Origin of the sequence: Pseudanabaena sp. lw0831 (assembly GCF_016584665.1) — a bacterium.
In the GTDB taxonomy this organism is placed as follows: Bacteria; Cyanobacteriota; Cyanobacteriia; order Pseudanabaenales; family Pseudanabaenaceae; genus Pseudanabaena.
Map to the genome: position 1 here is coordinate 37,388 of NZ_BBJB01000016.1, position 24,665 is coordinate 62,052.

At 42.6% G+C, this 24,665-nt stretch carries 27 protein-coding genes; 13 read left to right on the plus strand and 14 right to left on the minus strand.

The genetic code is table 11. The features are described 5' to 3' along the window. Window positions 1-162: 162 nt before the first annotated feature. Window positions 163-603 (minus strand): Rrf2 family transcriptional regulator, encoded by a 441-nt coding sequence (locus APA_RS03265; RefSeq protein ID WP_201320887.1) that lies wholly within the window; start codon window positions 601-603, stop codon window positions 163-165. A 157-nt stretch (window positions 604-760) separates the two neighbouring features. Next, window positions 761-1,156 carry a hypothetical protein gene (locus APA_RS03270; protein ID WP_201320888.1) on the minus strand — a complete coding sequence of 132 codons (396 nt, stop codon included), beginning with the start codon at window positions 1,154-1,156 and terminating at the stop codon, window positions 761-763. A gap of 77 nt (window positions 1,157-1,233) precedes the next feature. On the opposite strand from APA_RS03270, the gene xseA reads away from it, so the two are divergent. The 8 genes from xseA to APA_RS03310 all read left to right on the plus strand — a co-directional run bounded on the left by xseA (window position 1,234) and on the right by APA_RS03310 (window position 7,382). Continuing rightward, window positions 1,234-2,448: an exodeoxyribonuclease VII large subunit gene (gene xseA, locus APA_RS03275; protein ID WP_201320889.1), complete on the plus strand. Its 1,215-nt coding sequence runs from the start codon at window positions 1,234-1,236 to the stop codon at window positions 2,446-2,448. Then, complete coding sequence (gene xseB, locus APA_RS03280; protein WP_201320890.1) at window positions 2,432-2,662, plus strand: exodeoxyribonuclease VII small subunit; 231 nt, start codon at window positions 2,432-2,434, stop codon at window positions 2,660-2,662. Before xseA ends, xseB begins: the two co-directional genes overlap by 17 nt. A 61-nt stretch (window positions 2,663-2,723) precedes the next feature. Next, window positions 2,724-3,515: a DUF5131 family protein gene (locus tag APA_RS03285; protein ID WP_201320891.1), complete on the plus strand. Its 792-nt coding sequence runs from the start codon at window positions 2,724-2,726 to the stop codon at window positions 3,513-3,515. A 16-nt stretch (window positions 3,516-3,531) separates the two neighbouring features. Beyond that, window positions 3,532-4,416 (plus strand): three-Cys-motif partner protein TcmP, encoded by an 885-nt coding sequence (locus APA_RS03290; protein ID WP_201320892.1) that lies wholly within the window; start codon window positions 3,532-3,534, stop codon window positions 4,414-4,416. A gap of 39 nt (window positions 4,417-4,455) precedes the next feature. Continuing rightward, a complete protein-coding gene (locus APA_RS03295; protein WP_103667624.1) occupies window positions 4,456-4,605 on the plus strand; it encodes a DUF2256 domain-containing protein in 150 nt (49 codons plus the stop codon). A gap of 96 nt (window positions 4,606-4,701) precedes the next feature. Further along, the gene (locus APA_RS03300; protein ID WP_201320893.1) at window positions 4,702-6,519 is read left to right on the plus strand and encodes a S8 family peptidase; all 1,818 of its coding nucleotides are present in this window, start codon (window positions 4,702-4,704) and stop codon (window positions 6,517-6,519) included. A gap of 65 nt (window positions 6,520-6,584) precedes the next feature. Continuing rightward, on the plus strand, window positions 6,585-6,812 hold the full coding sequence (locus APA_RS03305; protein WP_201320894.1) for a hypothetical protein: 228 nt from the start codon (window positions 6,585-6,587) through the stop codon (window positions 6,810-6,812). A 54-nt stretch (window positions 6,813-6,866) separates the two neighbouring features. Continuing rightward, window positions 6,867-7,382 carry a hypothetical protein gene (locus APA_RS03310; RefSeq protein WP_201320895.1) on the plus strand — a complete coding sequence of 172 codons (516 nt, stop codon included), beginning with the start codon at window positions 6,867-6,869 and terminating at the stop codon, window positions 7,380-7,382. Window positions 7,383-7,538: 156 nt separating this feature from the next. Here APA_RS03310 and mtnA read toward each other — a convergent pair whose 3' ends face one another. The 4 genes from mtnA to der form a co-directional block, all read right to left on the minus strand. Further along, window positions 7,539-8,627, minus strand: a complete 1,089-nt coding sequence (gene mtnA, locus APA_RS03315) for an S-methyl-5-thioribose-1-phosphate isomerase (protein ID WP_201320896.1) — start codon at window positions 8,625-8,627, stop codon at window positions 7,539-7,541. A gap of 184 nt (window positions 8,628-8,811) precedes the next feature. Further along, window positions 8,812-9,204: a hypothetical protein gene (locus APA_RS03320; protein WP_201320897.1), complete on the minus strand. Its 393-nt coding sequence runs from the start codon at window positions 9,202-9,204 to the stop codon at window positions 8,812-8,814. A 53-nt stretch (window positions 9,205-9,257) separates the two neighbouring features. Further along, complete coding sequence (locus APA_RS03325; protein WP_201320898.1) at window positions 9,258-10,667, minus strand: adenylate/guanylate cyclase domain-containing protein; 1,410 nt, start codon at window positions 10,665-10,667, stop codon at window positions 9,258-9,260. Between the two features lie 101 nt (window positions 10,668-10,768). Continuing rightward, window positions 10,769-12,127: a ribosome biogenesis GTPase Der gene (gene der, locus APA_RS03330; RefSeq protein ID WP_201321017.1), complete on the minus strand. Its 1,359-nt coding sequence runs from the start codon at window positions 12,125-12,127 to the stop codon at window positions 10,769-10,771. 219 nt (window positions 12,128-12,346) lie between these two features. Between der and APA_RS03335 the strand changes: the two genes are divergently transcribed. Further along, window positions 12,347-13,024 carry a DUF2459 domain-containing protein gene (locus tag APA_RS03335; RefSeq protein ID WP_201320899.1) on the plus strand — a complete coding sequence of 226 codons (678 nt, stop codon included), beginning with the start codon at window positions 12,347-12,349 and terminating at the stop codon, window positions 13,022-13,024. Window positions 13,025-13,031: 7 nt separating this feature from the next. Here the strand turns inward: APA_RS03335 and APA_RS03340 are convergent, their stop codons facing one another. From APA_RS03340 to APA_RS03355, 4 genes are all read right to left on the minus strand, one after another. After that, window positions 13,032-14,291, minus strand: coding sequence for a glycosyltransferase (locus APA_RS03340; protein WP_201320900.1), 1,260 nt, complete (start codon window positions 14,289-14,291; stop codon window positions 13,032-13,034). 86 nt (window positions 14,292-14,377) lie between these two features. Next, window positions 14,378-15,193 carry an FAD-dependent thymidylate synthase gene (locus APA_RS03345; protein ID WP_201320901.1) on the minus strand — a complete coding sequence of 272 codons (816 nt, stop codon included), beginning with the start codon at window positions 15,191-15,193 and terminating at the stop codon, window positions 14,378-14,380. Window positions 15,194-15,390: 197 nt separating this feature from the next. After that, a complete protein-coding gene (locus tag APA_RS03350; protein ID WP_201320902.1) occupies window positions 15,391-16,143 on the minus strand; it encodes a GvpL/GvpF family gas vesicle protein in 753 nt (250 codons plus the stop codon). A 55-nt stretch (window positions 16,144-16,198) separates the two neighbouring features. Continuing rightward, window positions 16,199-17,149: a metallophosphoesterase gene (locus APA_RS03355; RefSeq protein ID WP_201320903.1), complete on the minus strand. Its 951-nt coding sequence runs from the start codon at window positions 17,147-17,149 to the stop codon at window positions 16,199-16,201. A gap of 199 nt (window positions 17,150-17,348) precedes the next feature. Here APA_RS03355 and rlmN point away from each other — a divergent pair, with 199 nt between their 5' ends. Then, entirely contained in the window at window positions 17,349-18,419 is a 1,071-nt protein-coding gene (rlmN, locus tag APA_RS03360) for a 23S rRNA (adenine(2503)-C(2))-methyltransferase RlmN (RefSeq protein WP_201320904.1), read from the plus strand. Window positions 18,420-18,464: 45 nt separating this feature from the next. Here rlmN and thiL read toward each other — a convergent pair whose 3' ends face one another. The 4 genes from thiL to argC all read right to left on the minus strand — a co-directional run bounded on the left by thiL (window position 18,465) and on the right by argC (window position 21,026). Further along, window positions 18,465-19,478: a thiamine-phosphate kinase gene (gene thiL, locus APA_RS03365; RefSeq protein ID WP_201320905.1), complete on the minus strand. Its 1,014-nt coding sequence runs from the start codon at window positions 19,476-19,478 to the stop codon at window positions 18,465-18,467. 45 nt (window positions 19,479-19,523) lie between these two features. After that, window positions 19,524-19,730, minus strand: coding sequence for a hypothetical protein (locus tag APA_RS03370; protein ID WP_374101338.1), 207 nt, complete (start codon window positions 19,728-19,730; stop codon window positions 19,524-19,526). Next, window positions 19,727-19,900 carry a hypothetical protein gene (locus APA_RS25675; protein ID WP_374101339.1) on the minus strand — a complete coding sequence of 58 codons (174 nt, stop codon included), beginning with the start codon at window positions 19,898-19,900 and terminating at the stop codon, window positions 19,727-19,729. Before APA_RS25675 ends, APA_RS03370 begins: the two co-directional genes overlap by 4 nt. 67 nt (window positions 19,901-19,967) lie before the next feature. After that, window positions 19,968-21,026, minus strand: a complete 1,059-nt coding sequence (gene argC / locus APA_RS03375; protein ID WP_201320906.1) for an N-acetyl-gamma-glutamyl-phosphate reductase — start codon at window positions 21,024-21,026, stop codon at window positions 19,968-19,970. A gap of 943 nt (window positions 21,027-21,969) precedes the next feature. Here argC and APA_RS03380 point away from each other — a divergent pair. The 3 genes from APA_RS03380 (at window position 21,970) to APA_RS03390 (ending at window position 24,604) form a co-directional block, all read left to right on the plus strand. Beyond that, on the plus strand, window positions 21,970-22,362 hold the full coding sequence (locus tag APA_RS03380; protein ID WP_201320907.1) for an AbrB family transcriptional regulator: 393 nt from the start codon (window positions 21,970-21,972) through the stop codon (window positions 22,360-22,362). Between the two features lie 228 nt (window positions 22,363-22,590). Then, window positions 22,591-23,385: a TatD family hydrolase gene (locus tag APA_RS03385; protein ID WP_201320908.1), complete on the plus strand. Its 795-nt coding sequence runs from the start codon at window positions 22,591-22,593 to the stop codon at window positions 23,383-23,385. A gap of 73 nt (window positions 23,386-23,458) precedes the next feature. Then, entirely contained in the window at window positions 23,459-24,604 is a 1,146-nt protein-coding gene (locus tag APA_RS03390; RefSeq protein ID WP_201320909.1) for a cysteine desulfurase family protein, read from the plus strand. The last annotated feature ends 61 nt before the right edge of the window (window positions 24,605-24,665 follow it).

Below are 24,665 nucleotides of genomic sequence, written 5' to 3' on the forward strand. Positions count from 1 at the left end.
AAAAGGTCTAATAATTATGACTGTAGACGAATATTTCCCTTTTATCAAAACTTAAGCAATTTGGCTCTTTCTTTTCTTGCTTTTGGAGATCGACAAATTGCAAATCATTACCGATCGCAAAAAAATGCTCAGCAAAAATATGAATGGTTATAATCTTTGGACTTAGATGTAATACATCGTTGTGGCGATTTGGCGTTGGCGTTGCCGATCGCATAAATCCTTCAGCGTACAGCCATCTAACACATTAGAAGCTGCCTTTTGTGCCGCTTCCCATACTTCATGAATTACCGAAAGAGAAGAGCTTTCATTGCCCGATTTACTACTTTTTTCCGCGATCGGATCGTAACCTTCAATGCCCCGAATAATTTCTAATAAACTGATTTCCCACGGATCACGAGCAAGGATATATCCCCCCTTTGCGCCGCGCTGGCTTTTGACTAAGCCCTGCCGTTTTAAAGTTGCTAGCAATTGTTCTAAATAGCGATCGGGAATATTTTGTTGGCTCGCAATTTGACGAATCTGGAGAGGCTGATCGATCGCAAAATGATTAGCTAGCTCAAGCATAGCCAAGATTGCATATTCACTCTTTAAAGAAAGTTCCACAACAGACCGTAATTCTTGTTTAAAGACATTTTTCTTAACTGCGTTCTATGATACTACGGTATGGCACTGTAAATTTAGAGCAAATATGCTTTAAAACCCAAAAAGGCAAAGCGCCCGCGTAGCGGGCGCTTTGCCTTTTTGGGTTTTAAGCATTCTTTTACTGAAATACTGGTCGGATAAATCGACTATTAGCTCTCACAAAACAAACGCCTTCTGAGGAATCGCCATCACGAACAGGCATCCAAGGTCTACCATTTTGATCACGCGGATTAATTAAAACTTCATCAGATCCGCCCCGATAGATTTGTACTTCTAAAAGATCATCGGCTAAATAAGTGCGTTTTACAGGACTATCTATACTTGGCTCTTGACGACAATTGAGGCTATCAACAACTACTTGCCAGAGCGAACCAGTCCCATATCTAGATGCTCTTTGCGCTTGTACGTTAGTTTCATTTCTGGAGTAGTTGCCTTGTCTATCTGGGACAGCAACTTGAGCTTGGACTGCCGCGGCTGGCAATAATGTCACTGGCAGGACAGCGAGCAGCAGCATAGAATGTTTCAGGGAGATAGAAAAAGTATTTAAAAAAGTATTCATATTATGAGGAGATTGCGGGATGAGCAGGATTTATGAACAGTTCTAAAGATGCGATCACTGTAGCTAATTTGACGCAGGCGATTACGCTTTTGTTGCGGGACGAAATTGGCATTGTGCGCGTGACAGGAGAAATATCAGGCTTCACGACGGCAACCTCTGGACATCGCTATTTTACCCTTAAGGATGAGTCAGCCCAGATCGATTGCGTGATGTGGGCAAGTCGCACTTTATCATTTCGACCAAAAAGTGGAATGCAAGTTGTCATCCAAGGTCGGTTAACGGTTTATGCCCCCCGTGGCAAATATCAGATCGATTGCGATCGCATGACTGCCGCAGGGCAGGGCGATCTCTATCTTGCCTTTGCTGCACTCAAAGAAGCACTCGCAGAGCGGGGATATTTTGACCCAGAACGAAAACGTGGTATTCCTGCTTTTCCGCTCAAAATTGGGGTTGTCACTTCACCGACAGGAGCCGTGATTCAGGATATTCTCAGTACATTAAATAGGCGATCGCCCCATTGCGAGATTTATCTATGTCCCGCGACTGTTCAAGGAGAAAATGCCCCAGAAGAGATTGCGTCAGCCATTAAAGCTTTGCAAAATACCGATGCCGATGTGCTAATCGTCGGTCGTGGTGGTGGCTCGATTGAGGATCTTTGGGCGTTTAATACCTTACCTGTTGCTGAAGCAATCTATAATTCGCAAATTCCGATTATTTCCGCTGTCGGACATGAAACTGACTTTACGATCGCGGATTTTGTCGCTGATTTACGCGCAGCCACACCAACGGCAGCAGCAGAACTGGTATCTCAATATGATCGCGATACCCTATGGCAACAGATTATTGCTTGGGAAAATCGACTAAATCGCTCTGCCCAACTAGCAATCCAGAATTACGATCAACGACTGAATACGATTACCAATAGTTATGCTTTGCAGAATTTTAGCGATCGCCTGCATGATCGTGTCCAACAGTTAGATGAAGCCGAACGTGAAGTGCAAAAGTCTCTCGTTCGTCATTTGCATCAATCCAAAACTAAGCTCGAAGGTATAACTGCCCATCTGCGATCGCTACATCCACTATCACCATTACAAAGAGGTTTTGCTTTGTTGCGTTCAGGCGATCGCATACTTAGCAATGATGATTCGCTCACTGAATTTGATAAAGTGGAAATCGTGCGACGCGCAGAAATAGCGCATGTCAAGATTGAGAAAGTAATCGACAAAGTATATGACCGAACAGACTAAATCACCAAAGAAACCAAAAGAACCTAAAGATCTACCCTTTGAAGCCCAAATGCAGCGCCTAGAAGAAATTGTGGAAATTCTTGACGATGGGGAAACTGCTCTAGATGAGATGCTTGCCCTCTATGAAGAAGGGATGAAGCGATCGCGATATTGCCGTGAATATCTAGAAAAAGCCGAACAGAAAGTTACTCTAATTCAAAGTCGTACTTCCTAAATTTATCCAAGATTCTCATTAAAAGAATAAGAACCTAATTCCTTTAATGTATACTAAAAAAATGTCAAGTAGTAACACTGGTATTGAATGGACTGATAAAACTTGGAATCCCACTACTGGCTGTAGTAAGGTGAGTCCAGGTTGTCGCTATTGCTATGCTGAAGCTTTAACAGAGAGATTCTCCCAAACTTTTCCTCAGGGTTTCAAATTAACGTTGTATCCTGAAAGGATCGATCAACCCAGAAAATGGCGAACTCCTAGTCGAATATTTGTCAACTCTATGAGTGATCTTTTTCATAAAGATGTACCTTTTGAATATTTACAGCAAATATTTACAGTCATGAAAGAGACTCCTTGGCATGTTTATCAAATTTTGACTAAACGTGAGCAAAATTTATTAGAGCTTTCATCAAAACTTGAATGGGCTGATAACATATGGGTAGGTGTATCTGTAGAAAATCAAGACTACGTTCATAGAATAGAAGCTTTGAGACAAGTACCTTCAAAAGTTCGATTTCTTTCTTGTGAACCTTTACTAGGTTCACTTTGTCTCAATTTAGAAGGTATTGATTGGGTGATTGTTGGTGGTGAATCTGGATATAAGCATCGCCCCATAAAACCAGAATGGGTTAGAGATATCTTACGTCAAACGAGAGAAGCTGATGTTGCTTTCTTCTTTAAACAATGGGGTGGTCATCACTCAAAATCTGGCGGTAAGCTTCTTGATGATCGAACTTGGGATGAAATGCCTAAAGCTTGGTACGACCATATCAGTCAATGGCAATCATTAAAAATGGCAAAGTCTCAAAGGTCTAATCCTTTAAAGAAGGAATGTTTAGCTACAGCTAACTAAAGATGAAAATACAGTTATGAGTAAATTTGGTACTGAAGGTGAAGACATTATTGGGCAATGGTCAGAAGAGAAGCTAGATTTACTGGCTAAATATCTTAAAGCTTACTCCGATATCATGAATAAGCAAAAAGAAAGTTGGCTAAAAGCTTATTACTATATTGATGCTTTTGCAGGCTCTGTTAGACCTAAAGCCCAAAATGACGAACAGCGCTATATTGATGGCTCTCCTTTACGTGCACTTCAGACAGATCCTAAATTTGATGCCTATTGGTTCATGGATCTTAATCCTCAGCGAGTAGAACGTGTGGAAAATTTACGTGATGAATTTCCAGATCATACTATCTACACTTGTCGGGGGGACTGCAATAATATTCTATGTGATGAGATACTTCCTCAAATAACATATTCATCAAATAAACGAGCATTTGTTTTCCTAGATCCATATGGTTTACAAGTTGATTGGGAAACAGTCAAAAAAATAGCCGAAACTCAAACTTGCGATATATTTGTTAATTTTTCAGTTATGGGTGTTACTCGACTTCTCCCCAGAGAGCAAAATCCAGAACCGAAAGTTATAGAACAGTTGAGTAAAGTAATGGGTAATACAGATTGGATTAAACAAATTTATCAACCGCCTAAAAGAATGCAGTTGGATTTTTTTGAGGATAATCCTTCAGACCTAATATCTAGCCGTGAGACAATAAAGGCTGAGTGGCTAGCTGATCAATATACCGAACAATTAAGATCGCTCTTTAAACATGTTAGTAAGCCTGTACTAATGAGGAATTCAACTAATTCAGCTTTGTATGCTCTATGTTTAGCAAGCCATAAAGAGATAGCAGTCAAAATTACTAATGACATATTCAAACGCTATGAAAAGCTTAAAGGAATAAGTGGATAGTTGTTGCACTACGAGACATTAGAATTGATATTTGTAAATATGGCTCATAAAGGCAATAAATCTTTTTTACCTAGCAAAGACTGTGTAGTATGCGGTAAGCCATTTACATGGCGCAAAAAATGGGAAAGGTGTTGGGATGAGGTTAAATATTGTAGCGATCGCTGTCGCAAACAAAATGGGAATAGTTAAAATAATAATTTAAACATTTAGGACAGGTGGCGCTTTGCGCCGCCTATCCTGATATCTGCAAAGCTATTGAGGACTGGAGATCAATGTCTTAGGGTTATGAAAAAATTTCTGCTCTCATGCTTATTTTTTGTGGGTTTATTTTGGGCGCTCTCAACCTATCAAGGGTTGGCAGTCCAAGGTAAATATGACTCAATGGTATTGAACTTTCGTGATAATTTATCCCCTGCTCAAGTCGAGCGCGAACTAAAGGCGATCGCCGCAAAATATGGAATTGAGCCAAAATTTAATAGCCCCTTTTCTAAATCCGAAAACCTATATGTGGTCAAAGGCGATGCTCAAGTCCTCGAAAAGCTCAAACAGTCAGAAGAACTTCGCAACTTGACCGAATATGTCGAAGCCAATTATGTCTATTCGATGGAATTTATCGGTGATTCCACTCCCAATGATCCGATGTATAAGGAGCAGTGGAATTTAAAAGCGATCGAAGTGGAAAAGGCTTGGCAAAAAACTAAAGGTAAGGGCATCACGGTTGCTGTCATCGATACAGGTGTAAGCAAAGTTGATGACCTCAAAAACACTAATTTTGTCAAAGGATACGACTTTGTTAATGATCGCGAAGATGCGAGTGATGACAATGGGCATGGAACTCACGTCGCTGGTACGATCGCCCAATCGACGAATAACAATTTTGGGGTAGCTGGCATTGCCTACGAAGCGAACATCATGCCGCTCAAAGTGCTGTCAGGTTCAGGTGGTGGCACAGTTTCCGATATTGCTGAAGCGATTATCTTTGCCGCAGACAATGGCGCAAATGTGATCAATATGAGCCTTGGTGGTGGTGGCGAAAGCAAACTCATGCAAGATGCGATCGACTATGCCTATAAGAAAGGTCTGGTAATTGTAGCGGCGGCGGGTAATTCTAATCGTAATGCAGCTTTTTATCCAGCCCGCTATCCCAAGGTAATCGCCGTATCAGCTACAGGCTCAACAGGCGAAAAAGCTCCCTATTCTAATTACGGTGCTGGTATCGATGTGGCGGCTCCAGGCGGTGCGATCGCAAGGGGTAAAAACGGCGAGAAAGGTGATAATTTGGGTGGTATTTTGCAAAATACAATTGATCCGAAAACGAAGCAATCCGTATTTAGTTCTTTTCAAGGAACAAGTATGGCATCTCCTCACGTAGCGGGTGTTGTCGCCTTGATCGAAGCTTCGGGTGTGAAAGATCCTGAGAAAGTGTTTCAAATTCTCAAACAGTCTTCGCGCAAAGTTACCGATGATACGCTTAACTATTATGGTGCTGGGCATTTGAATGCGGCTGCCGCCGTCAATCTTGCGTCACAGGGGCAACTGGGAATTCCCGATTTCTTGCGCTGGGCGCGGGACAATGGTTACTTGAGTCCCAGATTTTGGGTTGATGGCGGTGCGATCGCTTTAATTCCTAAATTGATTATGATGATTGGCTCCTATCTATTGGCATGGCTACTCAATCGCTGGTTCCCTTTCCGTTGGAATTGGTCATTTACTAATGGCATTTTCTTTGGCGGTGCAGGTTTATTCTTTTTGCGAGGTTTCTATCTATTTGACATTACCCAACTTCCCTTCCGTATTGCGGGAAGCTCTCTACCTGAATTAGGAAATGCTTTTTCTAATACAAATGCACTGAACCCCATTACCGCAAGTGTAATTTTACCGCTTGGCTTATTGCTGGTTCTACTCGGACATCCACAATGGAAATGGTTTGCGATTGGTTCAGCGATCGGCACTTCCGCTTGCTTAGCAACTAGTGCGGTACTTGCGCCACAGATGATGTGGATTGGTAATGGAAGCCCTGCGATCGCATTTCTCAGCGTCAACTCGCTACTTTGTTTCGGGTTTGCCTATCTATCGATCAAATCAGAGACTTCTAACGTGTAAACCAAAAGATGGGGCGCGAAGCGCCCCATCTTTTGGTTCTTTTTGAAAACGGCTATAGCAAGTATATGAATATCCAAATTGTCGGAACCGTAGAATATATCGATATTGGTGCAGGAACTTGGGCGATCGTTACCGATACTGACGAGCAATATGAGATTTGGCAACCTGCGCCTGAAGCGATTTTGCAAGAGGGATTGAAAGTTAAGGTTAATGCCAAAGTCCGAGATGATGTTTTCACAATGGCCGCGATCGGTGATGTCTTAGAAATTGAAGATTTTCAAAGATTAGGTTAGACCGCGATTAGAATCATTTATTCTAATTTTGCAAGTAGTTTATGCGAGGTTACAATGTCAAATAGCAACAAGTATCAGAATCTACATCCGCATAACTTGAATTTCGCAATCTTGGGCGCGATCGCTTCACTTGCCATGACGCTCTCTGCGGTTGGTATTTGGGAGACGTTACAACCAGTCCAAGCTTTTGAAAATACAAGTGTCATCACAAAACAAAAGCAGGCTGAAGTAAAGGTTGTTAAAATTGCAGGAACCTATAAAACTGTTTTTACGCCTGAGTTTTTAGCCAATGCAAAAAAACAAGGCTTGGCATCAATTTCAGGGCTATGGACAATCAAACCCAATGGCTCATTTGAAGCAATTATCGACGCTACTTCTACTAGCGGCAAAAAGCAGACCATCAGGACAACAGGAAGAGTTTCGATCAAGAATGGAAAAGTCTTGTCTCAAGTAGAAACTTTAAATGGCAAAAAACCTGCCAAACTTCCTCCTACTCAGTCTTATACACTTTTAGCAGATGGAAAAACCTTACAGGCTGACGATCAGCCTGTGAAACTCGTAAAGCAATAAATTTAAAAAAAAATTTATTGGCTTGAATTTGAGCGCAAAGCGCTCCAAGATAGGGCAATTTTCGATCAACGAACCACAATAAATTATTGAAAAGTGTTGCAAATCAACACTTTTCAATGGCTTATTGCTTCGGGGTTAAGCACAAAGCGCTGTAATTTATGGAATCAGATCGAGGAACATGCCTGCGATCGCAGTTTCAGCGGCATCACAAATACCGCGCTCAGTAATCAAACCAGTAACGAGTCTGGCAGGAGTGATGTCAAATCCATAATTTAAAGCTGTAGTTTCCAAAGGAGCGACCCGCACTTTGCCAATATTGCCATCATCCTGTAAACCTTGCATATAGAGCACCTCATCCGCACTACGAGTCTCGATCGCAATCTCTTTGACTCCATCAGCGATTTGCATATCAAAAGTTGAACTAGGCAAAGCCACATAAAAGGGAACATTATTGTCAAAGGCGGCGAGAGCCTTGAGATATGTGCCGATCTTATTAGCAACATCACCGCTACGGGTAGTGCGATCGGTTCCCACAATACAAAGATCAACTTTGCCATATTGCATTAGCAATCCGCCCGTGTTGTCGGCAATCAAAGTATGTGGGATATTCGATTGTCCGAGTTCCCATGCTGTCAAATTTGCACCCTGATTGCGTGGGCGGGTTTCATCAACCCACACATGGATATTCAGCCCGCGATCGCTAGCTTCATAAATTGGCGCTAAGGCACTGCCGCGATCGACGATCGCTAACCATCCTGCATTGCAATGGGTAAGAATATTTACAGGTTCGCCTTTGGGTTTAGTCTTAGCGATCGCCTCAATCAGTTCGCAGCCAAATTTGCCAATATTGCGCGTACCAATTACATCTTCATCGGCAATGGCGATCGCTTCTTTAAGGGCAATTTCTACCAAATCCTGATTTGCAGCCGCTTTTTCTAATACCGCAATCATGCGATCGACTGCCCACATCAGATTTACTGCGGTCGGACGAGCGCGACGGATGATGGCTGAGAGAGCCTTAATCTTTTCGCGATCGCCTTTACTTTCTCTAGCTGCTAAATACACACCAAAAGCGGCGACATTCCCAATTACGCCAGCACCGCGCACAGTCATATCCTGAATCGCTAGGGTAGCATCAGCACTAGTTCTCAGGGTCTTAGTTACTGAACGAAAGGGAAGTTGGGTCTGGTCAATCACCACCAGATCGTCATCTTCTAACCAAAATGCTTTATAGGTAGAATTCATGATTTCGCCTCGGATATCCTCGGACAATAGCGCTATCTTTCCTAAATAATGCTCTAAGTCTATCCCCAGAGCAAATTTATTCTGTTACAAAAAATGGCGGAGCCATTTTGAAAATTGGTATTAAATGGTTTGAGAGATTGTGACGCTTTGGGCACAATCTCTCAAACCATTTAAGATTACTATATTAAATTACTTGAAACCTAGGATTGTTTTTTAAAGAAGTTGCGTCAAAACATTGCGCCCAACTTAAAAATTTATCATTCATAATTTCGCTTTGCGGATCGAGCAATAAAGCGAAATAATTTCCTTGTTGTTTGACCACAACCGCAGTGTATTCCTTTCCATGAATTACAGCATGGGTAAAATTTTCTACAGGCAAAGAAGCTGCTAACAATGACTTTAGTCCTAGAGCTTGGAAAATTGGCTGTACCCAAATGATGCTCTTACTATCATCTACAAGAGTGTAATATTCTTTGGGAAGCCCGCTCAAGTCAAAAGTTGCGGCTCCTAATGTATAAGCTTCAAATTTAGTTTCTTCTAAGGCTGTCATATTTGTTAAGGCGATTGATTCGCTCATTTTAATAAAGAACCAATTTTTTTGTGGCGCGGCTTCGCAACGCCACAAAAAAATTAGTTCTTTAACTTATTAATTAAAAAGTAAGTTTGCATTTCTCCCTTACCTTTAATCATAATCTTGCCACGATTAGTAAAGTTATATTTATTTTTTAAAATTGCGTAGGTTGAGTCAGAGACTTGAATATGGTCAGGCATTCCGTGAGACTCCATCCTACTAGCGACATTCACTGCATCACCCCACAAATCGTAGATAAATTTCTTGATCCCGATTACCCCAGCCACAACTGGCCCCGTATTTATGCCAACTCGAATTTTGAAAGGCTCACCAAGATCGCTAGTAAATTTACCAATCAAATTTTGCATTTCTAAAGCCATATCGGCGATCGCTTCTGCATGATCAGTCCGAAACATGGGTAGTCCCCCCACCACCATATAGGCATCACCAATGGTTTTAATCTTTTCTAGACCATATTTTTCCGCCAAACCATCAAATTCAGAAAAGATTTCGTTAAGCAAGCACACCAATTTAACAGGCGGAACCTTCGCCGATAGCTCTGTAAAACTAACAATATCCGCAAATAAAACTGTAGCTTCGCTAAAGCCATCAGCAATAATCTTTTCTCCTAGCTTTAGGCGATCGGCGATCGCATAGGGCAGAATATTTAACAGAAGAGTCTCGGAAGTATCCTTCTCCTGTTGAATCAGTGCTTCAGCGCGTTTGCGTTCTGAAATCTCTTTGATAATCCGTACATACATCTGATTAAAAGCTGTCATGACATCGCCCACTTCGTCAGTTCGCAATGTCAACATTGAATGAAATTGCAAATTCATTTGATCTTGACTGATCGAATCGGTAACTAGTTCTAAATCTTCGCGCAATTTCAAAATTGGTAAAATGACGATCGCCCCCAAAATCACCAAGGTGCTTGCCGTCACAAATAGGGAAATAATGGCAACTAAACCAATAATCCGCCATACATAATTAACTAGTTCCTGCTTAATAAACTCAACATTGTGGCGAATTATTAATACGTATTCACTGCCAAGCTGTTTGCCATTCCATGCAACATCGTAGCGATTGCCATTGGCACTGCGAAACCGAGCGATTGGCTGATCGCGCACATCGGCAGAGGTTAGGTTTGGGACTTCACCCATTTGAGTAAGGTGTTGACCTTTGGCATTTTCTACCGTCCATCCTGCGACATTCGTTTCTCGCTTGATTGATTTTGCTAAATCTGTGAATTCAGCCTCTGTTTGCATCGATTTAGAGGTTTGCAAAAAAAATCTTGCTTGAATAGACGAGACATTTTCTACCTGATCGATCAATTCTTGTTCACGCCGAAAATAAGACGGAACCAGAAGAATCGCCTCGATAACAACAATACTGACAAAGATCCAAAAGGCAATCCGTCGTGATAGCTTTGCTTTTGCTAAGCTCAGCAGCGCTTGCGATCGCTCTTCCATGAGTGCTCCATGCTACTGACTTTATTCAACTGTAGCAACGTCATCATAACAACCGTCATAGTGCTTAAACAAACAAAGGGGGCGCATCGCGCCCCCCTTGCTTATCTCAATGCTGAGTTTTTCGATTTTTCGACTTCGCGATCTTTTTTGCCGCGCCAGATGAATCGTAATGGTGTACCTTCAAAACCAAGAGTTTTGCGGAACTGATTTTCGATGTAACGCTTGTAGTTATCGTTGAAACGATGCGGATCGTTGACAAACAGAATTACAGTTGGTGGACTATCAGAAATTTGAGTACAGTAATATACTTTGCCCTGCTTACCGCCGCGACTGGTGGGCGGTGCGTGCCATGTAACGGCTTCATTAAGAGCTTCATTTAAAATCGCCGTGGGGACGCGGCGTTTATGTTGTTCATATGCTATATCTACACGTTCAAGAATTTGCTCGACTCTCTGCCCAGTGACCGCACTGACAAAGATAATCGGTGCATATTCCACGAACATCAGGCGGCTTTTCACATCGGCGGTGTAGTCGTAAATGGTATAGGAATCCTTTTCGATCGCATCCCATTTATTGACCACGATTACGCAAGCTTTGCCTTCGTCATTAATCCGACCTGCTAGCTTTTGATCTTGATCGGTAACGCCGTCAAGAGCATCGATGATCAGCAAAACTACATCAGAACGTCCGATCGCTTTGAACGCACGGTTAATGCTAAAAAATTCAATGCCATAATCAATATTCTTTTTACGGCGCACACCCGCAGTATCAATTAAGCGATATTTCTTCCCATCGCGCTCGACCGACATATCAATCGCATCGCGAGTTGTGCCCGATATGGGGCTAACAATACTGCGATTTTCGCCGATGAAAGCATTAAGCAAGCTGGATTTACCGACATTAGGACGACCGATAATCGCCACTTTAATTTCGTCGCTTTCTTTAACTACTTCTTCGGGTACGGGTAAATGCTTAACTAACTCATCTAATAATTCGCCCGTACCGTTTCCATGAATTCCCGACATTGGGATAGGCTCACCTAAGCCTAGGTTCCAAAATTCTGCGGCTAGTGATAGTCCAAATTTGGAGCCTTCACATTTATTCACAGCCAATAGCACAGGAATATTTTGCCGACGCAACCAGCCACCTAGTTGCTCGTCAGCATCGGTAATCCCGGCCATACCATCAACAACAAAAATCACAGCAGCAGATTCGCGAATGGCAATCTCCGCCTGTTCGCGAATCATCGGTAAAAATTCGGTTTCGTCGTCAAATACTAGTCCACCTGTATCAACGACTTGAAATTCATGTGCGCCCCAAAAACATTCGCGATAAACGCGATCGCGGGTTACACCAGGTTGATCGTAGACGATCGCATATTGCTCTCCCGACAGACGGTTTACGAGCGTAGATTTGCCCACATTGGGGCGACCGACAACGGCAACAATCGGTAGCGGCATGGCTTTACAGTTTTGGAATTCCGAACTCACTATAGTAACTTTAAATTAGTGTAATAGTCAATACAAAACCCAATTTTTTGTGGCGCGGCGAAGCCGCGCCACAAAAAATCAACAAAAACCAAAAGAGAGTAGCGGCGCGAAGCGCCGCTACTCTCTTTTGGTTTTTGTTTGGTGTTATTGTACAAAAGTTAATCAAGAAATGATGACACCAATCTCAACGTGACACGTAAGCAGAAGATCGGCATTTTCCTAGGGATATTACTAGGGTTTTTTATCGCGATCGCCAGTTACTTTTTCTATTGCCCTAGCCCACCAGCGGGTCTATTTCCCCCTGCATCCAATGTCAAAACACGCACGATTTATTTTGTGCATCATGATTGGCATTCGGGCTTAGCATGGGCGCAACAAAAGCCAGAAGCCTTCGGTGCAGAAGAATGGAAAAACGCTCCCTATGTAGAAGTCGGTTGGGGCGATCGCCAGTTTTATTTTGCCAACGATCAGTCTATTCCCTCGATGCTAAGGGCGGTATTTATTCCATCGGATAGCGTCATGCATGTGGCAAGTTTTGCCGAATCTCCTAATCAGTTTTTTAAATTTCCTATATTGCCGATAGAGCTATCAGAAGCGGGATTTCAAAATTTATTAGCCTATGTCAAACTGACTTTTGCTGTTAATGAAAAAGGCGATCGCTTAGCGACAATTGGAAAAGGACAATATGGAGTTAGCAACTTCTATGCGGCTGTGCCGAGATATTTCTCAGCATTTAACTGTAATACATGGGCGGCTGAGGCGTTACGCAATGCAGGTGTATCCGTTTGTCCTAATCGCGCTTTGTTAGCTAAAAATCTTAGCGAACAAATCAAATACTTGCAGAATTTAGGTAAGGGCAATTCATGAATTGCCCTTACCTAAATTCTTGTAGAGCCGATCGCAATATTTCCGCAGTTTCATAATTCTGTTGCTGCTCATGGAGTTGGATTGCTTTTGTGAAGGAGGCGATCGCTTCGAGGAAATAGCCTACTTTCATCAGCACGACACCTAGATTTTGATGTGCCTCGGCATAGTTCGGTTCGAGAGCAATTGCTTGTTGGTAAGCGGCGATCGCATCGGTAAAACGTCCTGATGTTTTGAGTGCAATTCCGTAATTAAAATATCCTTGGGCGAAATTAGGAGCGATTTGAGTTGCCTTTTCAAAATATGCGATCGCTTCTTTTTGATGGAGTTCTTGATAGATATTTCCTAAATTGAGATAAGCGGAAAGTTTGACAAGGTTAGGAACATCTAGGTCAATCACTTGCTCATAGGCATTCTTGGCTAGATCCCAATCTGCATTTTGGTGATAGGCAAGCCCTAAATGGTAATGTAACTCACAGCAAATTAGATTTGGTTGTTCTGCATCGTCAAGTAAGGCTAATCCCTTTTGTAATAGCTCAATCCCCAAATTGCGATCGCGATCTTGAGGACTACTAATGTACAAAGCACCTAATTTGTTGAGCATATAACTATCATTAGGAAATGCTGCCAAATGCTTATGCATCAACTGTTTAGCAAACTCATACTTATGCTTAAGTTGAATCTCGCTATCCGTATAACCGTAATGCAGTAAAACTGGAACTTCTACATTTAGCACTTGCCAATGAGGTTCTTGCACTTGTAAAGCTACCACCGATTGATCGATGGATTCATGATATAGCCCTGTAAATTTAATCGCAGAATGATTGCGAAATAGACGCAGTACTAGGGAATAGGGGGCTTGCTTTGCATCTATTTCCGATCGCAAAAGATTGACGGCTAAACAATCATCCCGTTGCATCACCTCTTGCAAAGTAGCGATCGCACTTTGTTCCAGAACCTCATCAGCATCAATAACCAAGATCCATTTACCTTTTGCCTGTGCGATCGCATAATTCCGCGCCTGTGAAAAATCATCACACCACTCAAAATGAAATACTCGCGCCTGATATTTTTTGGCAATGGCAACGGTGCGATCTCTTGATCCTGTATCGACGACAATGATTTCATCGGCAAGCGATCGTAGGCTCTCTAAGCATTGTGGTAAGCGTTGTTCTTCGTTTTTGACAATTAAACAAGCGCTTAAAATGATCGGAGAATGCGATCGGGCAAATCCTTGTTTGTTAGGCTTAGCTGGTTTAGTGCGGGACATTGAGAATCTTGGAGTTTATTTATAGGAGTTACGCAAAAATGCCCTGAAAGCCCCATTTTACTGTAGGGGCAATTCATGAACTTCCCCTACAGCTTATTCCGTTCCAAATCAAATCGATAGGCTTGAAATCCTGTGAAGTTTGCTCTTTTCTCAGAATTAGGAAGGGCACTTGCTACATGCTCAAAGGGTGACAAGTGAGCGGGTTTAGACGTTAATAGGCGATCGTGTAGTTTCACATCATCGGCGAGACTCCGCACACCATCATGATTGAGATAACTGACTCGCGCACAGCGTCCTACCGCCACTTTGACCAATTCGTTAATATCGCTAATTTCGTCTATATCTTCTTGTTTAATTAGCGGTAAATGCCATTCACCTGCGGCTAATTGCTGCGGTTGGCTCGCATCATAGGCAGCCTTCATTTTATTAGCGAGAGATTGGATTTCAGGCTGAGCGTCAGGATGACAGCGCTGTTCAAAAAAGTTTTGAAATTCTGTCCCCGAACAAATTACTGTAATCGTAGAGAATGGTTCCAAAAGGCGATTGACTACTTGTTTATGAATTCCAATATCCACTAGTCGCCTTGCATGACGGATCGCATCAAGTCTAGCTTCTTGCCAAACTGCTGCTGCTGCTTGCATTTCAGCTTCAGTTACTTCCATTTGGGCAGACATTCCCTTTTGATTTTTCCCCCAATGTAATGGATAAACTTCTTGACTCTCGACGAGTTTGATCATTTTCTCGACGGGAATGGCGCGACTGCTGCTGCTGTTTTTGCTGAGCATTCGATGGGTCATGAATTCTGAGTGAATCATGCGGTGGTAGGTCAGCACAAAGGTGGTCAGGCGATCGCCTGTTAAGTTAATGCTGTCAGCGATGATTGCGGCTTGGGGTTGAAACATGATGCTTAATTCTTAATTCATATAAGATTGTAGTCTATGTGGAATTGCTGCTAGCAATTAGCTTTTAGCGGTTAGCTTTTGCATTCCGCGATCGCACCAATCGCACTATCGAAGACATTGATGAGACTGTGCTCAACACTGCTCAAATGAAAGCGATCGCATCGTGTGATCTGCTAATCATGGAGGGTCAACAATCTCTATTCTCGATCTACATTTACAAAGTTGTAGGGAGCGGTGAAATCGTTGTAGCGGATTCTGAGGCGATTCTCAAATTGGAGATCTAGAGCTTCAACAGCGGCGGCAAATTCAGGTTCCTTATCCCAATCAATTAAGAAAGAACCGTTGTAAATCATACTTTCTGTGAGTAATTCACCTTCAGCGTAATCATCGGATAGCGGCTTGAGTGTATCCACAAAAGTATCGATGATAATTTGTTGACGTTGCTCGATCGCAGATTCTAGTTCTTGCCCGATCGCGATCGCTTCATCCATACTCAGCACCTTCCCAACTAAAGCTTCACGCCTTTGTTGCAAGCCTTTATTTTCAGCTACAGCGAGATTTAACTCTTCCGTTTGATTCCAAAATAGTTTGACACTGACTTCTCGTTTTCCGATTAAGTTATCGATCAGTTCTGTAAGTTTTGCCTCGTAAGGAATTAGCAAATCTTTTTCTACCTCTTCCCATTCTTCAACCACTAGTCCAAACTGCAAAGGCAAAGGCACAGCTTTATGTGGATCGATCGCCTTCATCAGTGATTCTAAAACAGTTTCGTGGGTAATTAGGTTAGCGCGGCTGGCGAGATATCGCTCCTGTTGAGATTCACTGTAGACGATCGCAAAAGGAGGGAGCGGGTGAAACTGCACGGGCTGAGCATTCATGCCTTTGAGATCGAGATCTTTAACTAGCTCAATATGATCGGCTTGCAAAATTGCGTACAGGTAAAGGCTCATAGTAATTAATGGTTTAGCTAATTTAATGTGAAGTGACGCGAAACGTCACTTCACATTAAATGGTTTTAGTGATTATGGCGCGATCAAAAACTTTGCCATCGGTGGCGATCGCTTTGGTGATAATTTTATCTTGATAGACATCAAAAGTCATAAAGCTAAACTGCGCACTTACAAAAGCGGTTTGAGGTGATTTACCAAATCTATATAATGGTGCGCCACCGCCGCCATTGACAATATAGGTCGTGCCATCAAGGGGGATAGATCGCTCATAGCCATGATCATGTCCACAAAGATATAGAGGCACTTTATGTTTGGCAAATATTGGGGCGAGCTTAGAGGTTAATTCGGGGTTGCTGCCATGTCTACCCGACGAGTAGAGTGGATGATGCCCATAAACAATTTTCCAAGGGGCAGTGCTTTTTGCTAGTTGCTGATCGAGCCATTCTAGTTGTGCTTCCCAAGGGGCATTGCTATTGGTGTCAATGGCAAAAAACTCCACTGTTCCTATGTTGACCTCACCTTTTGTAAATGAATAATAGCGATCGCTCATATTAAAAGGCTTGTAATTAATCTGATCGAGTCCATTGTTCGATTTGATAATGTCGTGATTTCCCAATACTGCATAAAATTTCACATTCTCTTTGAGCAATGGGGCATATGGTTCTTCAAAATATGCTTTTGCTAAGCTAATTTCACCATAGGAATAAATGTTGTCGCCAGCCATCAGTACGAAGGGATAAGGCTTTTGCTGATAGGTTTCCCACATAGACTTAGCGACAGCCATCTGGTCAGGACTACCAAATCCGTTATCTGCGATCGCGGCAAATCTCACTAATGGTTTTTCGCTGGGTTCAGTAAAAGTAGGATTACTTTCGGGAGGATTATTGGCTGGAGACTTGGCTAAAACTGGCTCGTATTGGTTTTTCGATTTGGCGATCGCCGCATAAATCAACGAGCCAATTACAGGTACACCCAATAATGTCAGTAACAGTTGACGACGTTTCATAAATTATCTGCGGATATCATGCGAATTTACTATATCAATAAACCTAATAATTAGCTGTAGTAAGCCATGCCCGATCTATAAACTCTATAGCAGATCAAACCGTAGGGGTAATTCATGAATTACCTCTACGGCTTGATCTGCTGCAACGATTCTAACTTTTTGATAAAATTAATATACCCGTCCCATTTTCTACCTTGTCATGACTGTTAATACGCTGCCAAATTCCGCTTCTAAAGTCCTACCACTACTGGGGCGATCGCAATCTGAACTGACCGAATGGGTGGTATCGCAAGGGCAACCAAGCTATCGGGGTAAACAGCTCCATGACTGGCTATATAACAAGGGCGCACGAAGTTTAGAAGATATTACGGTGTTTCCGAAGGGCTGGCGCGAAGAATTTGCCCAGAATCCGACTGTGGAAATTGGGCGATCGCAGATCCATCTCCACAAAACAACTCGCGATGGTACTGAGAAATTTCTGCTAAAGTTAGCCGATGGCGAAATTGTCGAAACAGTTGGCATCCCCACCAGTAAGCGCTTAACTGTGTGTGTCTCGACTCAAGTCGGCTGTCCTATGGCTTGCGATTTTTGTGCCACAGGTAAAGGCGGATTTCGGCGCAACTTGGCAAAGCATGAAATTATCGATCAAGTGCTGACTGTTCAGGAAGTAATGCAGCAGCGCGTCAGCCATATCGTATTTATGGGCATGGGCGAGCCGTTGCTCAATTATGAGAATCTAGTCGGTGCGATCGCTGTGATTAATAAAGACATCGGCATCGGTCAGCGCAATATCACCGTCTCCACCGTCGGCATTCCCAACCAAATCCCCCGCTTTGCTGAAGAGCATCTGCAAGTTACTCTCGCTGTCAGTCTTCATGCGCCGACTCAAGAAGTTCGCGCCCAAGTAATTCCTTCCGCCGATCGCTATCCATTGATTGCCTTGATGGATGACTGCCGCGAATATGTAGAAATCACAGGTAGGAGAATTAGTTTTGAATATACATTGCTGGCAGGTGTCAATGATGCACCTGAACAAGCTGAGGAACTAGCATATCTAATTCGTGGTTTCCAAAGTCATGTTAATTTGATTCCCTACAATACTGTCAGTGACGCTGATTACAAGCGCCCAACCGAAAGAGCAATTCAAGCTTTTGTGCAGGTTCTGGAACATTATAAAGTTGCGGTGAGTGTGCGACGCACAAGAGGGCTTGAAGCAGATGCGGCTTGTGGTCAACTAAGAGGACAACATGAAAAGGCGTTAGCCAAATAAGATTATTTTTGAGAATGTTGCTTCGCGACATTCTCAAAAATAATCTTATGGTTTGAAATGTTGAAAAGCCGATCGCATTTCTAGCCCGTCAATTCGATCTCCATCGATAATCTCACCGATAATCACTGCGCCAGATAATTGATTTACAAACTTCTCGGCTAAAGACAAAGGCATACATAACACCAGTTCAAAATCTTCACCGCCATACAACACCCAATCTAAGGCGAGATCGCCTGCCAAAGCCCTTACAGCTCGGTGAATTGGTAGCGATCGCCAATAGAGCTTTGCCCCAACTTTACTAGCACGACAAATTTGCGCGATCGCATCGGCTAATCCATCACTACTGTCCATTCCTGAAACAGGAAAATCAGTTGGGTGATTTTGTTGGTTGAAAATTTTATGTAAAATCGCGATCGCATCAAAACGGGGAATCGGTCGTTGATGGTAATCACAGATTGCTTGAACTAAATCTTCTCCCGACAGAATCAGATTCCCAATTTTCATCGGAGCTAATAACTTCTCTTTTAATTCATTGTTAAATAGAAGCTCCAACCCAGCCTTTGAGAGTCCATGCAAACCCGTCATCACGATCACATCCCCAACTCGCGCCGTATGCCTCTGAATGACTTGAGTTTTCGGTACTTGACCAAAGGCAGTTACTGATAAAGTCCGTACAGGCGATCTCACCGTATCGCCGCCCACCAATTCTGTGCCATAGGTTTGTAAACATTCACTAAAGCCACGATATACACTTTCAATCCAAGCAATCTCGGTATCATGGGGTAATCCCACCGACATGACCAAACCCCAAGGCTTAGCCCCCATCGCGGCAAGATCAGATAAGTTCACAGCGGCAGCACGCCAACCAACATCTTCAGGACTAGTGGTGCGATCGCTAAAATGCACACCATCGATCAACATATCTGTCGTTACTACCATTTGGCGATCGGGCAAGGTTGCTCCCATGGGCGCTGCGTCATCCCCAACTACCTCGCTGCAATATTGCCGAAATATCTTCAGCAACCCTTGCTCACCAACATTTCTAACTGTTTTTGTCATTTATACGTAGTATAAGGACGTGCGGCTCTTCGCGCCGCACATCCTTTAGAGAGAATTCTCTAGTTTTTGCTTAATTAAACGATCAATCTCTTGAAACTCAGTTGCCGACTGCGGCATGGCAAATGTCTCTGAGGAAGCTTTTGGCGTGAAGCGATCTACAAATATACTGAACGCATCTTTATCAGTAGGATGACCAATAACATAAGCGCGTAACTCTTTCTTAGTCATTGTGTTGAAATCAAGCTTGATCACAAAAACCTCCAAAGCCCATTACGATAAATCTCTATTTCTATATTATCTCCAGCAAGTATAAATACGTTGCCTGTTCGCTCATCTAGTCGGACTAAAAAAATGGGAGTAAAAGTGCTTGTCAATGATTGACATAACATGACGCACATAATGCCTTGATTGGAAGTAGGCAAAATTGTTAAACCTCATAGAATTTAATGCCATACAACAGGGTGGGCATTGCCCACCCTACTACAAATACTATGGATAGAAAGTGAGCTTTGGCAGAGCCAATGACTCTTCCCAACCCATCATGATATTCATGCATTGCAATGCTTGGGCGGCTTGACCTTTCATTAGATTATCGATCGCAGAAACTACAATTACTCGACCCGTGCGTTCATCGACTTCTACGCCGAGATAGCAAAGATTTGTCCCTAAAGCCCATTTGGTTTGCGGGAAGATATTTTTGGGTAAAACCTGCACCCATTCTGAATTACGGTAAAAAGATTTATAGATAGTAAGAATATCGTCCTTCACCAAACCGGGGTCGCGTAAGTTGGCATATACAGTCGAAAGAATGCCGCGAATCATCGGAATTAGATGCGGTGTGAATTGAACTAGCACCTCTTGCCCCGCCATATCACTACAGATCTGTTCGATTTCAGGGGTATGTCGGTGACTAGCAATGCCATAGGCGGCAAGAGAGCCATCCGCTTCGGCTAGTAATAAATTAGTTTTAGGCTGACGACCACCGCCCGATGTCCCAGACTTAGCATCAATGATGATCGTACTCGGATCAACTAGACCCTGCTTCAGCAAAGGCTGTAAAGCTAACAAACTAGCAGTTGGATAGCAACCCGCACAGCCAACTAGGTCAGCAGTAGCAATGCGATCGCGATAAATTTCTGGCAATCCATAAACTGCCTTGGCATTAACCTCAGCATCAGTCCGCGCCTCCTTGTACCAAGATTCATAAACTTGTAGATCAGTGAAGCGATAATCTGCGGATAGGTCGAGGACTTTGCAGCCCTTAGCTAATAGGCGTGGCGCGATTTTACTGGCTAAACCATTTGGTAATGACAAGAAAACAATCTTGCAACGATCTGCGATCGCCTCAGGCTCAAGGTTCTCGATGGGCAAGTTAACTGCATGGGCGATATGCGGATATAGATCGGCAAAATTTTGACCTACAGAACCACTCCCACCCATATAAGTAATGTTTACCAATGGATGCTCTAGGAGCAGTCTGACCAATTGGATGCCCCCATAACCCGAAGCGCCAATAATACCTACGGGGACTCGATCCTGTGCGCTCATACCCTTACTCCATCAAAAATATTGCAAATGCTTTTCGCGTTTGGGGTAACAACTTAGCATAAGCCAAGCCTTATCCCAAACTAATGTCCAAATTAATGCTTGACACCAGAATATATGACGATAAGTAGCTAAGCAAAATTAAATATAAAACCCCAAAATCTATACCGCCCGCGTGGCGGGCAGTATAGATTTTGGCTCTGATTTTTTAATTTTGCTTAGTTACTTAATTTACTCTGTTAATAATGATTAATCACAATAAACGCAAAGTCTATTTTATTTGGAAACATTAGAAACATTTGATGTACATTTTGCTTTATTGAGCCTTTGGACAATGTTGTACCTCTTAACAAATCGAAAACCTCACAACTGTCTTAGGAGCGCAAATTAAATAAAACCCAATATTGGGTTTTATTTATTGCAAGTTATTTAAATTACGATCCTTAGAAAGGCTATGACATTTATAGATCTTAGAATCTATAAATCACCTATATGGGGGAAGAAATATAACTTTAATTAGTATGAGTTTTTAAGAAAAAGACGATTAGAACTATTCTCTCATTGCTTATTTTCAAAGATGGCACTGTCTAGGATCGGACAAAATAATCTTGATTCAGATGTGAGTGGCAATTAATTTGAAAACAGCTATCTGAATTCTTGTTAAAATATTCGGGCTAATAGATAAGTCAAATCTTATAGGTATTTATTTCGTGTTTCCATATATTTGCCAAAATACCATGAAATTACTAAGTATATTTTTTCAAATTCGATAAAGAATTTAAAAAATATTTGAAAATATCATCGAATATTTTGTCCAACCTGTTTAAAAATGTACGACAATAAGAAAGCAATTCAATGTGGGTTAAAATCCAACGGTTTGCTAATTTTTCTTCTATTTTTAGAGATAAATTTTCAATTTTGAAATCTTGAAATTTCTGATAATCCTATGACAGACACTGTAACTTCTCCTTTAACAGGAAAGGCGCTTCTTCAAAAAGCAAAAGAGCTAAATAACTTGCCTAAGCGCGAGCAAGCTAAAAAATGCGGGTATTTCACTCGTGGGAAAGATGGAGTAGATCGCGTTAATTTGACAGAGTTTTATGAAGCAGTGCTTGCTGCTAGAGGATTTGCAATTAATCCTGAACAGAATAAGGATGGACGCGGTCGCGAACCTACGTTTCGAGTTAGCGTTCATAAAAATGGGCAAATCGTGATTGGTTCTACCTATACAAGATCGATGGGTTTGAATGAAGGTGACGAGTTTGAAATTAAGCTTGGATACAAGCACATTCATCTAATCCAGTTGAGTAATGAGCAATCGGAAGATAAGGCAGAGTAAGTAAATATACATATTAAGTCTCTGTTAGAGAAGATCAAGATTAAAAGTTAATTGTCAAAAGTAAAATTTTAGGCGACAAGTTATATTTAGGTCTCGACTATACAGATGATTTGATCGGCAAATTTGAGCGAGAAGATTAATACTGCTTTGTGGGGGAGTGTTTGATTTTCTCGCTGTTTTTATGCTCTGTGAGTTTCGATGTGATTCTGATTTCTAGGGTTTCTTTTTATGCAACTAGTAGACACACATGTACATATTAACTTCAAGGATTTTCAACCCGATCTTGAGGCAGTTCGCGATCGCTGGCTAAGTAATGGTGTAACTCGACTAGTGCATTCTTGTGTTAGTCCCGATGAATTTACGCAAATTCAAGCGATCGCCGATCAATTTCCTGAGGTAAGTTTTGCAGTTGGTTTACATCCCCTAGACAAAAACTTAAATACGACAGGTTGGAATCCTGAAATTGGCGATCGCATCAAGTCTTTAGCAACTAGCGATCGCCGTGTTGTTGCGATCGGCGAAACGGGTTTAGATTTTTTTAAATCTGACAATAAAAAGGCTCAGATTGAAGCTTTTAAATCACAACTTCGCACGGCGCGATCTCTAAACTTGCCAGTCATTATTCATTCTCGCGAAGCCTCGGCTGCTACCCGTCAAGTCTTGCAAGAAATCAATGCAGAATCACCTCAGCAGCCTATTCGCGGCGTGATGCATTGCTGGGCTGGTAATCCTGAAGAGACGCAATGGTTTGTTGATTTGGGGATGTATATCAGCTTTAGTGGTGTGGTCACTTTTAAGAATGCTCATGATTTGCATGAGTCCGCCAAAATTGTGCCAAGCGATCGCATCTTAGTGGAGACCGATTGTCCATTTCTCGCGCCAGTTCCGAAACGCGGCAAGCGCAACGAACCAGCCTATGTGCTGCATGTAGCTGAGAGTGTTGCTAAGTTAAGGGAAGTGGAGTTAGCGACGCTAGCTTTAGAAACTACTAACAATGCTTTTAAGCTGTTTTCGCTATCCTAAAAAAATGCCCTTAAAAACAGAGGAGGTGCTTTGAGCCTCCTCTGTTTTTGAGTGATTAAGATAAAATTATTTTATGCAAATTTACCTAGATCATGCTGCAACAACTCCTACACGACCAGAAGTCATCGACTTGATGGCGGACGTGTTGCGATCGCAATGGGGAAATCCTTCTAGCCTGCATTGGTGGGGCGAACGTGCAACTATGGCGATTGAGCGATCGCGCTTGCAAGTAGCAAGTTTGCTCAATGCAGATCCTGAAGGGATTATTTTCACGTCAGGCGGCACAGAGTCAGACAATATGGTGATCATGGGAATTGCAAGGCAATACCGCACACCGCAGCATATGATTATTTCCTCGGTTGAGCATTCGGCAGTGCACTTGCCAGCCCATTATCTCGAACAACATGGCTGGGAAATTACGCGATTACCTGTTAATCAACAAGGCTGGGTAGAACCGCAGGATCTCGCCCGATCGCTACGTCCTAATACCGTACTTGTCTCTATCATCACTGCCCAAAATGAAGTGGGGACGATTCAACCGATTGAGAAACTAGGACAAATTTGTCGTAATGCTGATGTCCTATTCCACACCGATGCGGTGCAAGCGATCGGCAAGATGCCCATGGATGTGCAAACTTTACCAATTGATTTGCTCTCACTTTCGGCACATAAGTTTTATGGAACTCAAGGAATCGGGGCGCTATATATTAATCCTCTGACGACTAAGCAGAGATCGCTAATCCCGTTAATTCAAGGCGGCGGACAAGAACGAGGCTACCGTTCAGGCACTCAGGCAGTCGCCGCGATCGCAGGTTTCGGTCTAGCTGCCGAGCTTGCCGAAAAGGAATTACCGTTAGAATCTTTACGTTTAACCAAGTTGCGCGATCGCCTATACGCATTACTTGCGGATATTCCCGATCTGATTCCCACAGGTATAATGGGAATCGACAGATTACCTAACCACCTCAGCTTTTATCATCGATATATCGATGGTCGCCACCTTGTGCGCGAAATGAATTTTGCTGGTATTGCCATCAGCTCTGGCTCGGCATGTAGTAGCGGGGCGATCGAGCCAAGTTCGATCCTGTTAGAAATGGGCTATTCGCAAACAGAAGCCCGAAATAGTATTCGCCTTACACTGGGCAAATCCAACAATGAAGCTGATATTGAATGGACATCTTTGGCACTTCACCAAATTCTTAGCCTCGAAAACCCGTAGTTGCCATTCATGAATGGCAACTACGGGTTTTCGCGAAACTTTAATTTTAAGGTTTCGCGAA